23 protein-coding genes are annotated in these 11,604 nt (G+C 67.4%); all 23 read right to left on the bottom strand.

All coding sequences use genetic code 11. The features are described 5' to 3' along the window. The coding region (locus ACZJYS_RS18325) for an adenylate kinase (protein ID WP_493179854.1) at window positions 1–627 on the bottom strand (627 nt) is incomplete at its 3' end. 46 nt (window positions 628–673) lie between these two features. Then, complete coding sequence (gene secY / locus ACZJYS_RS18320) at window positions 674–2,041, bottom strand: preprotein translocase subunit SecY (RefSeq protein ID WP_493179853.1); 1,368 nt, start codon at window positions 2,039–2,041, stop codon at window positions 674–676. 121 nt (window positions 2,042–2,162) lie between these two features. After that, a complete protein-coding gene (gene rplO / locus ACZJYS_RS18315) occupies window positions 2,163–2,654 on the bottom strand; it encodes a 50S ribosomal protein L15 (protein WP_109517950.1) in 492 nt (163 codons plus the stop codon). 1 nt (window position 2,655) lies between these two features. After that, the gene (gene rpmD, locus ACZJYS_RS18310; protein ID WP_007004420.1) at window positions 2,656–2,856 is read right to left on the bottom strand and encodes a 50S ribosomal protein L30; all 201 of its coding nucleotides are present in this window, start codon (window positions 2,854–2,856) and stop codon (window positions 2,656–2,658) included. Then, window positions 2,849–3,460 carry a 30S ribosomal protein S5 gene (gene rpsE / locus ACZJYS_RS18305; RefSeq protein WP_109517951.1) on the bottom strand — a complete coding sequence of 204 codons (612 nt, stop codon included), beginning with the start codon at window positions 3,458–3,460 and terminating at the stop codon, window positions 2,849–2,851. Before rpsE ends, rpmD begins: the two co-directional genes overlap by 8 nt. A gap of 12 nt (window positions 3,461–3,472) precedes the next feature. After that, window positions 3,473–3,835 (bottom strand): 50S ribosomal protein L18, encoded by a 363-nt coding sequence (gene rplR / locus ACZJYS_RS18300; protein ID WP_109517952.1) that lies wholly within the window; start codon window positions 3,833–3,835, stop codon window positions 3,473–3,475. Window position 3,836: 1 nt separating this feature from the next. After that, a complete protein-coding gene (gene rplF, locus ACZJYS_RS18295) occupies window positions 3,837–4,373 on the bottom strand; it encodes a 50S ribosomal protein L6 (RefSeq protein WP_109517953.1) in 537 nt (178 codons plus the stop codon). 13 nt (window positions 4,374–4,386) lie between these two features. Further along, the gene (rpsH, locus tag ACZJYS_RS18290; RefSeq protein WP_109517954.1) at window positions 4,387–4,785 is read right to left on the bottom strand and encodes a 30S ribosomal protein S8; all 399 of its coding nucleotides are present in this window, start codon (window positions 4,783–4,785) and stop codon (window positions 4,387–4,389) included. Between the two features lie 9 nt (window positions 4,786–4,794). Beyond that, window positions 4,795–5,100: a 30S ribosomal protein S14 gene (gene rpsN, locus ACZJYS_RS18285; protein ID WP_109517955.1), complete on the bottom strand. Its 306-nt coding sequence runs from the start codon at window positions 5,098–5,100 to the stop codon at window positions 4,795–4,797. 66 nt (window positions 5,101–5,166) lie between these two features. Beyond that, window positions 5,167–5,727, bottom strand: coding sequence for a 50S ribosomal protein L5 (rplE, locus tag ACZJYS_RS18280; RefSeq protein WP_109517956.1), 561 nt, complete (start codon window positions 5,725–5,727; stop codon window positions 5,167–5,169). Beyond that, complete coding sequence (gene rplX, locus ACZJYS_RS18275) at window positions 5,724–6,044, bottom strand: 50S ribosomal protein L24 (protein WP_109517957.1); 321 nt, start codon at window positions 6,042–6,044, stop codon at window positions 5,724–5,726. Before rplX ends, rplE begins: the two co-directional genes overlap by 4 nt. 3 nt (window positions 6,045–6,047) lie before the next feature. Beyond that, a complete protein-coding gene (rplN, locus tag ACZJYS_RS18270) occupies window positions 6,048–6,416 on the bottom strand; it encodes a 50S ribosomal protein L14 (protein ID WP_109517958.1) in 369 nt (122 codons plus the stop codon). 16 nt (window positions 6,417–6,432) lie between these two features. Continuing rightward, window positions 6,433–6,729 carry a 30S ribosomal protein S17 gene (gene rpsQ, locus ACZJYS_RS18265; protein ID WP_109517959.1) on the bottom strand — a complete coding sequence of 99 codons (297 nt, stop codon included), beginning with the start codon at window positions 6,727–6,729 and terminating at the stop codon, window positions 6,433–6,435. A 16-nt stretch (window positions 6,730–6,745) separates the two neighbouring features. Further along, window positions 6,746–6,952, bottom strand: a complete 207-nt coding sequence (gene rpmC, locus ACZJYS_RS18260; protein ID WP_109517960.1) for a 50S ribosomal protein L29 — start codon at window positions 6,950–6,952, stop codon at window positions 6,746–6,748. Between the two features lie 4 nt (window positions 6,953–6,956). Continuing rightward, window positions 6,957–7,379, bottom strand: coding sequence for a 50S ribosomal protein L16 (gene rplP, locus ACZJYS_RS18255; protein ID WP_099096423.1), 423 nt, complete (start codon window positions 7,377–7,379; stop codon window positions 6,957–6,959). Between the two features lie 12 nt (window positions 7,380–7,391). Further along, a complete protein-coding gene (gene rpsC / locus ACZJYS_RS18250) occupies window positions 7,392–8,069 on the bottom strand; it encodes a 30S ribosomal protein S3 (RefSeq protein WP_099096422.1) in 678 nt (225 codons plus the stop codon). Between the two features lie 2 nt (window positions 8,070–8,071). Then, entirely contained in the window at window positions 8,072–8,476 is a 405-nt protein-coding gene (gene rplV, locus ACZJYS_RS18245; protein WP_109517961.1) for a 50S ribosomal protein L22, read from the bottom strand. A 3-nt stretch (window positions 8,477–8,479) separates the two neighbouring features. Next, window positions 8,480–8,758: a 30S ribosomal protein S19 gene (gene rpsS, locus ACZJYS_RS18240; RefSeq protein ID WP_109517962.1), complete on the bottom strand. Its 279-nt coding sequence runs from the start codon at window positions 8,756–8,758 to the stop codon at window positions 8,480–8,482. A gap of 5 nt (window positions 8,759–8,763) precedes the next feature. Next, a complete protein-coding gene (gene rplB, locus ACZJYS_RS18235; RefSeq protein ID WP_109517963.1) occupies window positions 8,764–9,597 on the bottom strand; it encodes a 50S ribosomal protein L2 in 834 nt (277 codons plus the stop codon). Window positions 9,598–9,601: 4 nt separating this feature from the next. Next, on the bottom strand, window positions 9,602–9,898 hold the full coding sequence (locus ACZJYS_RS18230; RefSeq protein WP_456316321.1) for a 50S ribosomal protein L23: 297 nt from the start codon (window positions 9,896–9,898) through the stop codon (window positions 9,602–9,604). Between the two features lie 29 nt (window positions 9,899–9,927). After that, complete coding sequence (gene rplD, locus ACZJYS_RS18225; RefSeq protein WP_109517965.1) at window positions 9,928–10,548, bottom strand: 50S ribosomal protein L4; 621 nt, start codon at window positions 10,546–10,548, stop codon at window positions 9,928–9,930. A gap of 10 nt (window positions 10,549–10,558) precedes the next feature. Continuing rightward, the gene (rplC, locus tag ACZJYS_RS18220; RefSeq protein WP_493179852.1) at window positions 10,559–11,245 is read right to left on the bottom strand and encodes a 50S ribosomal protein L3; all 687 of its coding nucleotides are present in this window, start codon (window positions 11,243–11,245) and stop codon (window positions 10,559–10,561) included. Between the two features lie 20 nt (window positions 11,246–11,265). Next, window positions 11,266–11,574: a 30S ribosomal protein S10 gene (gene rpsJ, locus ACZJYS_RS18215; protein ID WP_007004401.1), complete on the bottom strand. Its 309-nt coding sequence runs from the start codon at window positions 11,572–11,574 to the stop codon at window positions 11,266–11,268. Window positions 11,575–11,604 lie beyond the last annotated feature (30 nt).

The following is an 11,604-nucleotide window of genomic DNA, read 5'->3' as shown; positions in this document are numbered from 1 at the left end:
GATCTGGCGGGCCACCTCGTCCATCGAGGCCATGCCGTCCACCTGGCTCAGCTTGCCCTGCGCGTCGTAGTAGGGAAGCAGCGGCGCCGTCTGGCGGTGGTAGGCCTCGAGCCGCGCGGCCACCGTCTCCGCCTTGTCGTCGGCGCGGCGGACGAACTCGGTGCTGCCGCAGGCATCGCAGACCCCCGGCTTCGCGGTGGGCTTGAAGCTGTCATGGTAGCCGGCGCCGCACTGGGCGCAGGTGAAGCGGCCGGCGATGCGCTCGACCAGCGCCGCGTCGTCCACCTTCAGCTCGATCACGTGGTCGAGCCTCAGCCCCTTGTCCCGCAGCATCACGTCCAGCGCCTCGGCCTGGGGCGTGGTGCGCGGGAAGCCGTCCAGGATGAAGCCCTTCGCGCAATCGGGCTGCGACACCCGGTTGGCCAGCATGGCGGTGATGATGGCGTCCGGCATCAGCTGGCCCGCCTCCATGATCGCCTTGGCCTGCTGGCCGATGGCGCTGCCGCTCCGCACCTCGGCGCGCAGCATGTCTCCGGTGGAGATCTGCGCGATGCCGTGGCGCTCCTCCAGCCGCTTGGCCTGGGTGCCCTTCCCGGCCCCCGGGGGCCCCAGCAGAATCAGGTTCATCGGCGCTGTTTTCCCGGCCTCATGCACATGCTCCGTCCCCTTCCCTTCAGCGGAGCCGCGGGGTGCCGCCGCGGCCGCCGCCCATGCGGGCCTTGCGGATCAGGCCCTCATACTGGTGCGCGAACAGGTGCGACTGCACCTGCGCCACCGTGTCCATGGTGACCGAAACGATGATCAGAAGGGAAGTGCCGCCGAAGTAGAAGGGCACGCCGTACTGGCTGATCAGGATCTCGGGCAGCAGGCAGACGATGCAGAGGTAGATGGCGCCCACGCCCGTCAGCCGGCTCAGCACGCGGTCGAGGTAGTCCGCCGTGGCCTGGCCGGGGCGGATGCCGGGCACGAAGCCGCCATGCTTCTTGAGGTTGTCCGCCGTCTCGGTCGGGTTGAACACCACGGCCGTGTAGAAGAAGGCGAAGAAGATGATCAGCGCCACGTAGAGCGCCATGTAGAGCGGCTGCCCGTGCGCCAGCATGTTCGCCACCCGCAGCAGCCAGGAATCGGCCGTGGGGTCCGCCGCCGCGAAGCCCGCGAAGGTGGCCGGCAGCAGCAGCAGCGAGGAGGCGAAGATCGGCGGGATGACGCCGGCCGTGTTCAGCTTCAGCGGCAGGTGCGTGTTCTCGCCGCCGAACATGCGGTTGCCGACCTGGCGCTTCGGGTACTGGATGGGGATGCGCCGCTGGGCGCGCTCCATGAACACCACGAAGGCGATGACGGCCAGCGCGATCAGCAGGAAGGCGATGATGAACACCGGCGAGAGGGCGCCGGTGCGGCCCAGCTCCAGCGTCGCCACCAGGGCGGAGGGCAGGTTGGCCACGATGCCCGCGAAGATGATCAGGCTGATGCCGTTGCCGACGCCGCGGGCGGTGATCTGCTCGCCCAGCCACATCAGGAACATGGTGCCGCCCACCAGCGTGACCACGCAGGAGATGCGGAAGAACAGGCCGGCATCGTACACCGCCTGGCCGAAGCTGCCCTGCATCTGCTCGAGCCCCACGGCGATGCCATAGGCCTGGAACACGGCGATCAGCACCGTCAGGTAGCGGGTGTACTGGTTCAGCTTCTTCCGGCCCGACTCGCCCTCCTTCTTGAGGGCCTCGAGCGCCGGCACCGCCGCGCTCATGAGCTGGATGATGATGCTGGCCGAGATGTACGGCATGATGTTCAGCGCGAAGACCGTCATGCGGCCCAGCGCGCCACCCGTGAACATGTCGAACATGCCCAGGATGCCGCTGCCATGCTGGCGGAGGATGTCCGCCATGACGGCGGCATCGACCCCCGGCACGGGCACGTAGGTGCCGATGCGGTAGACGATCAGCGCGGCCAGCGTGAACCAGATGCGCTTCTTGAGCTCGGTGGCCTTTGCAAGGACGCCGAGGTTGAGGTTGGCCGCAAGCTGTTCGGCGGCGGACGCCATGATTTCGCCCTTCTTCATCCGGCGGGCAACATGACTGCGGCGCCGGGGGGCAATTCCCGCGGCGCCGCTGCCAGCCCTGACGATGCATCACCTAGCCCCCCGGAGGCGGGGGGCGCAAGCGTCACGCCGCGGGCGCCGCTTCCTTCGCCGGCACCAGCACCGTGATGGTGCCGCCCGCCGCCTCGATCGCCGCCTTCGCGGCCGCCGAGGCGCCGGAGACCGTGATGGTCACCGCGCGGCTGATCTCGCCATGCGCCAGCAGGCGCACGCCGGCGATCTTGGCGCCGGTGCGGACCAGGCCGGCCGCCTCCAGCACCGCCTCGTCGATCGGCTGGTCCGCCGGCAGGCGGCCCGACTCGAGCGCGGCGTTGAGCGCCTTCAGGTTCAGCGGCGCGTATGCCTTGCGGAACAGGTTGACGAAGCCCCGCTTCGGCAGCCGCCGGTAGATCGGGAGCTGACCGCCCTCGAACCCGTTCAGCGACACGCCCGTGCGGGCCTTCTGGCCCTTCACGCCGCGGCCGGAGGTCTTGCCCTTGCCCGACCCGATGCCACGGCCGACGCGCTTGAACTTCAGGCGGGCGCCTGCGTTGTCGCGCAGCTCGTTGAGCTTCATCTTACTTCTCCGTGGTCTCGCCCACCTGGATCAGGTGCGCGACCTTGCGGATCATGCCACGCACGGCCGGAGTATCCTCCAGCTCGCGCGAACGGCGGATCTTGTTGAGCCCGAGACCGATCAGCGTCTCGCGCTGACCGGGCTTGCGGCCGATGGGGGACGCGACCTGCGTCACCCGAACGGTCTTCTTGGCCTCAGACACTGGCAGCCTCCTGCGCCGCCGGCTCCGCGTCCTTACGCGGGCCGAGCAGGTCGGACACCTTCTTGCCACGACGGGCGGCCACAGCGCGGGGGCTGGTGCAGCGCGTCAGGGCGGCGAAGGTCGCCTTGACCATGTTGTGCGGGTTCGTGGTGCCGGTGCACTTGGCGACGACGTCGCCCATGCCCAGCGTCTCGAACACCGCGCGCATCGGGCCGCCGGCGATGATGCCGGTACCCGCGGGGGCGGCGCGCAGGATCACGCGGCCGGCGCCGAATTCGCCGATCACGTCGTGATGCAGGGTGCGGCCCTCGCGCATCGGCACCCGGATCATCGTCCGCTTGGCGCGCTCGGTCGCCTTGCGGATCGCTTCCGGAACCTCGCGCGCCTTGCCGGCGCCCCAGCCCACGCGGCCCTTCTCGTCACCCACCACGACCAGCGCGGCGAAGGAGAAGCGACGGCCACCCTTCACCACCTTGGCGACGCGGTTGATGGTGACCAGCTTGTCCTTCAGCTCGTCGCCCGGCTCGCGCTCAGTGTTGCGGTCCGGACCCCGGCCGCGGCGATCGCGGTCACCGCCGCCGCCGCTCCTCGGTTCACGTGCCATATTCTGTGCTCCTTAGAACGACAGCCCGCCCTCGCGGGCGCCGTCCGCCAGGGCTTTCACCCGGCCGTGATACAGGTAGGGACCACGATCGAACACGACCTGGGTCACGCCGGCGGCCAGAGCGCGCTCGGCCAGCAGCTTGCCGATCGCGGTCGCCGCCTCGCGGTCCGCGCCCGTGCGCAGGCCCTCGCGCTGGGCCTTCTCGATCGAGGAGGCCGCGGCGAGCGTACGGCCCGCCTTGTCGTCGATGACCTGGGCGTAGATGTGCTTCCCGGAGCGGAAGACCGAAAGACGGGGCCGACCACCGCTCTTGAGGCGCAGCTGGTAGCGCAGGCGCTTGCGCCGCCGCTCCAGCAGGTTGAGCTTGTTCGCCATCTTACTTCTTCTTCCCCTCCTTCCGGAGGATCGTCTCGTCCGTGTACCGCACGCCCTTGCCCTTGTACGGCTCGGGGCCGCGGAAGGCGCGGATCTCAGCGGCAACCTGGCCGACCACCTGCTTGTTCACGCCCTCGACCTTGATGGCGGTCGGGCGCTCCGTGGTGATCTTGATGCCTTCCGGGATCGCGTAGCGGATCTCGTGGCTGTAGCCGAGGTTCAGCACCAGCTCCTTGCCCTGGACAGCGGCGCGGTAACCCGTGCCGGTGATCTCCATGGACTTGGTGAAGCCGGCGGAGACGCCGGTGACCATGCCGTTGATCAGGCTCCGCGTGGTGCCCCAGAGGGTGCGCGCACGGCGGTCCGAGCCCAGCGGCTTGACCGTGACCTTGTTGTCCTCGACGGACACATCCACCGCATCCGTGACCAGCGGGAGCGAGAGCTCGCCCAGCTTGCCCTTGGCGGAGATGACGCCGTCCTTCAGAGCGACCGTAACACCGGCGGGAACCGTGACGGGATACTTGCCGACGCGCGACATACCTATCCCTCCCTCAGAACACGCGGCACAGGACCTCGCCGCCGACATTGGCAGCGCGGGCCTCGTTGTCGCTCATCACGCCACGCGGCGTGGAGAGGATGGAAATGCCGAGCCCGTTGTAGAACTTCGGCAGCTCCTTGATCTTGGAGTAGACGCGCCGGCCAGGCTTGGAGACACGCATGATCTCCTTGATGGCGGGCTCGCCCTCCGAATACTTCAGCTCGATGTCCAGCACGTTGATGCCGGGGCGAACTTCCTCGGCCCGGTACGCGCGGATGAAGCCTTCACGCTTCAGGACTTCGAGCACATCGGCGCGAAGGCGGCTGGCGGGAGACGTGACGCGCGCCTTACGGGCACGGTGCCCGTTGCGGATGCGAGTCAGCATATCGCCCAGCGGATCGGACAGCGACATGCGTCCCCCTTACCAGCTGGCCTTGACGAGACCCGGGATCTGACCGTTCGAGGCCAGGTCACGGAGCGCGTTACGGCTCAGCTTGAACTTGCGGTAGTTGCCGCGCGGGCGGCCGGTCAGCTCACAGCGCAGGCGCACGCGAACGCGCGAAGCATTGCGCGGCATCTCCGCGAGCTTCAGCGTCGCCTCGAAGCGCTCCTCCACCGGCAGCTCACGATCCATGATCGTGGCCTTCAGCGCAGAGCGCTTGGCGGAATGCAGCTTCGAGAGGCGCTCGCGGCGCTTGTTCTTCTCGACAGCCGAGGTCTTGGCCATGCGGTTTAAATCCTCCGGAACCTGCCCGGCACCCCTGGCTGAGGGCACCTGGGCGGTTTTCCAAACTCAGTTGACGAAAGGAAGGTCGAAGCCCTTCAGCAGAGCCTTGGCTTCCTTGTCCGTCTTCGCCGTCGTGACGAACACGATGTCCATGCCGCGGACCACGTCCACCTTATCATAGCTGATTTCGGGGAACACGATCTGCTCCTTCAGGCCGAGGGCGTAGTTCCCGCGGCCGTCAAAGCCCTTATTACCCGGAAGGCCACGGAAGTCACGCATGCGCGGCAGCGCGATCGTCACCAGACGGTCGAGAAACTCGAACATCTTGGCGCGACGCAGCGTCACCTTGCAGCCGATGGCCTGGCCCTGGCGGATCTTGAAGCCGGCAATCGCCTTCTTCGCCAGGGTCTTCACCGGCTTCTGGCCCGCGATCACGGTCAGCTCGGCCAGCGCGGCATCGAGCTTCTTCTGATCGGCCGCGGCCTCGCCAACGCCCATGTTGATGACGATCTTGCTCAGCTTCGGAACCTGCATCGGGTTCTGGTAGCCGAACTGCTCCGTCAGGGCCTGGCGCAGCGTCTCAGCGTAAAGCTGCTGGAAACGGGGCAGTTCCTTGGCGTCGCTCATGCGTCAATCACCTCGCCCGAGGCCTTCGCGACCCGGACCTTCTTGCCGTCCTCAAGCACCTTGAAGCCGACGCGGGTCGGCTTATCGGACTTGGGATCGATCAGGGCGATGTTGGAGAGGTTCAGCGACGCTTCCTTCTCCACGATGCCGCCCTGCTGGCCCATGCCCTTCGGCTTGGTATGGCGCTTCACCATGTTCAGGCCCTGCACGACGGCACGGCCCTCGGCGGGCAGCACGCGCAGCACTTCGCCGCGCTTGCCCTTGTCCTTACCCGTCAGGATCTGGACGCGGTCGCCCTTCTTGATCTTCGCGGCCATGGATTACAGAACCTCCGGCGCCAGCGAAATGATCTTCATGAACTTCCGCGCGCGCAGCTCGCGCACGACGGGCCCGAAGATGCGGGTGCCGATCGGCTCGTTCTGCTTGTTCAGCAGCACGGCCGCGTTGCGATCGAAGCGGATGACGGTGCCGTCCTGACGGCGGACGGGATAGGCCGTCCGCACGATCACGGCGCGCTGCACGTCGCCCTTCTTCACCTTGCCGCGGGGAATCGCTTCCTTCACGGACACCACGATGACGTCGCCCACCGAGGCGGTGCGGCGCTTGGAGCCGCCCAGCACCTTGATGCACTGGACGCGGCGCGCGCCCGAGTTGTCGGCGACCTCGAGGTTGGACTCAACGATGATCATCGGTCAGTCTCGATTCTCAGGCCTGCGCGTCGGCGGCCACGGGGGCGCCCACGGTGAAGCCGGCCGTCTCGACCGCGGCGCCGTTGCGCTCGATCACCAGCCAGGTCTTCCGCTTGCTGATCGGGCGGCACTCCTCGATCGCCACGACATCGCCTTCCTTGCACAGGTTGGCGTCGTCATGCGCGGCGTACTTCTTCGAGCGCCGGATGAACTTCTTGTAGAGCGGATGCATCACGCGACGCTCGACAAGAACCGTGACGGTCTTGTCCATCTTGTCGCTAACCACCCGCCCGGTGAGGACGCGCTTCGGCATAGCCGGGGTCTCCTCGTCAGGCCTTGGCGGCCGAGCGGGACTGCTCGGCCAGGACGGTCTTAACACGGGCGATGTCGCGGCGCACCACCTTGATGCGGGAAACCGCCTCAAGCTGGCCCGTCGCGCGCTGGAAGCGCAGGTTGAACTGCTCCTTGCGGAGGTCCAGCAACATCGTCTTCAGTTCGTCCGCGCTCTTGGCGCGGACATCCACGATCTTGGTCATAGGATCAGGCCTCCGCCGCGCCCAGGCGGGTCACGAGCTTGGTCTTGATCGGCAGCTTCGCCGCACCGAGGGTCAGCGCCTCGCGCGCCGTCTCGAGCGAGACGCCGTCGATCTCGAACATGATGCGACCAGGCTTGACGCGGGCCGCCCAGTACTCCGGCGCGCCCTTGCCCGAACCCATGCGGACTTCCGCCGGCTTCGTGGAGACGGGAACGTCGGGGAAGATGCGGATCCACACCCGGCCCTGGCGCTTCATGGCGCGGGTGATGGCACGACGCGCGGCCTCGATCTGGCGCGCGGTGACGCGCTCCGGCTCGAGCGCCTTCAGGCCGAAGCCGCCGAAGGACAGCGTGAAGCCGCCCTTCGCCACGCCCTTGATACGGCCCTTGTGCGCCTTACGGAACTTCGTGCGCTTCGGGGAAAGCATTGTCCGTTATCCTCAGCGCTGCGGCGCCTGCTCCGCCGCGCGCTTATCCTGCGCGAGCGGGTCGTGCGCCATGATCTCGCCCTTGAAGATCCAGACCTTCACACCGCAGGTGCCGTAGGTGGTCTTCGCGGTCGCCGTGCCATAGTCGATATCCGCGCGGAGGGTATGCAGGGGCACGCGGCCCTCGCGGTACCACTCCATCCGGGCAATCTCGGCGCCGCCCAGGCGGCCGCCGCAATTGATCCGGATGCCGCCGGCGCCGAGGCGCATGGCGGACTGCACGGCGCGCTTCATCGCGCGGCGGAACGCCACGCGGCGCTCCAGCTGCTGCGCGATGCTCTCGGCAACCAGCTGCGCCTCGATCTCCGGCTTGCGGATCTCGACGATGTTCAGCGCCACCTCGGCCCCGGCCAGCTTGGCCAGGTCCTTGCGCAGAACCTCGATGTCGGCGCCCTTCTTGCCGATCACGACGCCCGGGCGGGCGGCGTGGATCGTCACGCGCGGCTTCTTCGCCGGGCGCTCGATGATCACCTTCGACACGCCGGCGCCCTTCAGGCGCGACTTCAGCGTGTTGCGAAGCTTCAGGTCATCGTGCAGCAGCCGGGAATAGTCGGCATCGGCGAACCAGCGGGAATCCCAGGTCCGGTTGATGCCGAGCCGCAGCCCGATCGGATTGACTTTATGGCCCATGTTTACGCGGCCTCCTGCTGCGCCGGCTCGGCGTCCGCCTGCTTCTCGGCAACCACGATGGACAGGTGGCTGAACCACTTCTCCACGCGGGCCGCCTTGCCGCGGCCGCGCGCGTGGAAGCGCTTCATCACGATGGCGCGGCCCACTTCCACCTTCGACACGACCAGGCGGTCGACATCGAGCTGGTGGTTGTTCTCCGCGTTCGCGATGGCGCTCTCCAGCGTCGCCTTCACCGTCTGCGCGATGCGGCGCTTGGAGAAGGTCAGGATCGCGACCGCGTCCTGCGCCTTCTTGCCACGGATCAGCCCGGCGGCCAGGTTGAGCTTGTAGGGCGAGACCCGGATGTTCCGGGTCACGGCCTTCGCCTCGGTCTCGGCGAGCGTGCGCTCGTGCTTTGGCTTGCTCATCGCTTAGCCCCGCTTCGCCTTCTTGTCCGAGGAGTGCCCGGTGAAGGTGCGCGTCGGCGAGAACTCGCCGAACTTGTGGCCCACCATGTTCTCGGACACCTGGACGGGAATGAACTTCTTGCCGTTGTAGACACCGAAGGTCAGCCCGACGAACTGCGGCAGGATCGTGCTGCGACGCGACCAGATCTTGATGATCTCGTTGCGCGTCGACGCACGGGCCGCGTCCGCCTTGTTCAGCAGGTAGCCGTCGACGAACGGCCCCTTCCAGACACTGCGCGACATCGCGGTCAGCCCTTCGTCACGTTGCGGCGACGGACGATCAGCTTGTCCGTGCGCTTGTTGGTGCGGGTCTTGTAGCCCTTGGTCGGCTTGCCCCACGGCGTCACCGGGTGGCGGCCACCCGAGGTCCGGCCCTCGCCACCACCATGCGGGTGGTCAACCGGGTTCATGACGACGCCGCGCTGATGCGGCTTGCGGCCCAGCCAGCGCGAGCGGCCGGCCTTGCCGATATGCTGGTTCTGGTTGTCCGGGTTGGACACCGCACCGATCGAGGCCATGCACTCGCCACGCACCAGGCGCAGCTCACCGGACATCAGCTTCACCTGCGCGTAGCCGGCGTCCTTGCCGACGAGCTGCCCGTAGGTGCCGGCCGAGCGGGCGATCTTGCCACCCGCGCCGGGCTTCATCTCGATGTTGTAGATGATCGTGCCGACCGGGATCGAGCCGAGCGGCATCGCGTTGCCCGGCTTGATGTCCACACGCTCACCGGCCACGACCGTGTCGCCCACCTTCAGGCGCTGCGGCGCGAGGATGTAGGCGAGCTCGCCGTCCTCGTACTTCAGCAGCGCGATGAAGGCGGTGCGGTTCGGGTCGTATTCCAGCCGCTCCACGGTGGCCGGCACATCGAACTTGCGGCGCTTGAAATCAACGACGCGGTAGCTCTGCTTGTGCCCGCCGCCCCGGAACCGGACGGTGATGCGGCCATGATTGTTGCGGCCGCCGGAGTGGCTCTTGCCCTCCGTCAGCTGCTTAACCGGCTTGCCCTTGTACAGCTCGGAACGATCGATGAGGATCGTGCCGCGCAGGCTCGGGGTGACCGGGTTAAAGTGCTTCAGCGCCATGGCGTTAAGCGAGCCCCGTGGTGAGGTCGATGCTCTGGCCCTCGGCCAGGCGGACGACCGCCTTCTTCCAGTCGGAGCGCACGCCCTCACGGCCGCGCACCCGCTTGGTCTTGCCCTTCATGACGAGGGTGTTCACGGCGACGACCGTCACCCCGAACAGACCCTCGACGGAGGCCTTGATCTCCGGCTTCGAGGCAGTCAGCGGCACCTTGAAGGTGACCTGGTTCTGCTCCGCGAGGCCGGTGGCCTTCTCGGTGATGACCGGCGCGAGGATGGTCAGATACATCTTCTCGCGCGAGATCACGGGCTTCTTCTTGGTCGCGGTCTCGCTCATGCCAGCCGCTCCTTCAGAGCCTCGACGGCCTGGCGGGTCACCGCCAGCACGTCATGCTTCAGAATGTCGTAAACGTTGGCGCCCAGCGTGGGCAGCACGTTCACGTTCGGAAGGTTGCGCACGGCACGGCCGAAGCCGTCCTCGACCGACGCATCCACCACCAGCGCGCTCTTCCAGCCCAGCGCCTTGACCTTGGAGGCCATGGCGGAGGTCTTGGCGGCGTCGCCGAGCGAGGCGGTGTCGAGGACGATCAGCTTGCCCTCGGCGGCCTTCTGGCTCAGCGCGCTGATCAGGCCCAGGCGGCGGACCTTCTTGTTCAGCGAGTAGCCGTGGTCGCGCACGACGGGGCCGTGCACGGCGCCACCGGTGCGGAACTGCGGCGCGCGGAGCGAGCCCTGGCGCGCGTTACCGGTGCCCTTCTGCCGATACGGCTTCTTGGTCGTCCCGGAAACCTCGCCCATGCCCTTCACCTTGTGGGTGCCGGCGCGGCGCTTGGCGAGCTGCCAGTGCACCACGCGCGCCATGATGTCGGCGCGGGGAGAGGCGGCGAACAGCGCGTCCGGGAGGTCGATCTCGCCGGCCTGACCGTTGTCCAGGGTGATGACAGGAACCTGCATGTCCTTACCCTCAGGCCACGGCCGCGGGGAACGGCGCGTCGGCATGGCGCGACACCTTCACGGCGTCACGAACCAGCACATACCCGCCCTTCGCACCAGGCACCGCGCCCTTGACCATCAGCAGGCCCTTGTCGAGGTCGAAACCGGCGACCTCCAGGTTCTGCGTGGTCACGCGCTCAACGCCCAGATGGCCAGCCATCTTCTTGTTCTTGAAGGTCTTGCCCGGATCCTGACGGTTGCCCGTCGAACCGTGGCTACGGTGCGAGATCGACACGCCGTGCGAGGCCTCGAGGCCGGAGAAGTTCCAGCGCTTCATGGCGCCGGCAAACCCCTTGCCCTTCGAGGTGCCCGTCACGTCGACGATCTGGCCCTTCACGAAGTGATTCGCGGAGAGCTTCACGCCGGGCTCCAGCATGGCGTCAGCCGCCACGCGGAACTCCACGACCTTCTTCGGCGCCTCGACACCCGCCTTGGCGAAGTGACCCTTGTTGGGCTTCGAGACATTCTTCGGCTTCGCCTGGCCGAAGCCAAGCTGAACCGCATTGTAACCGTCCTTCTCTTCCGTGCGGGCGGCCACCACGCGCACCTGATCCAGGTGCAGCACGGTAACGGGCACGGTCGAGCCGTCGTCGTTGAACAGCCGGGTCATACCCAGCTTCTTCGCGATCAGGCCGGTGCGACCATTCTTCGCGGCCATGGCAGATTGCTCCCCGGGCCTTAGAGCTTGATCTCGACGTCCACGCCGGCGGCCAGGTCGAGCTTCATCAGCGCGTCCACGGTCTGCGGAGTGGGGTCGACGATATCAAGCAGACGCCGATGAGTCCGGATCTCGAACTGCTCACGGCTCTTCTTGTCGACGTGCGGCGAGCGGTTCACGGTGAAACGCTCGATTTCCGTCGGCAGCGGGATGGGCCCACGCACGCGCGCGCCCGTCCGCTTCGCGGTGTTGACGATCTCCCGCGTGCTGCCATCCAGCACGCGGTGATCGAACGCCTTGAGGCGGATGCGGATGTTCTGGCTGTCCATGTCTGGCGCCTGTCTCTTCTTCCGCTGCCG

Source organism: Roseomonas sp. TS2 (assembly GCF_058833935.1).
This window is presented reverse-complemented; position numbering and strand designations above follow the sequence as displayed.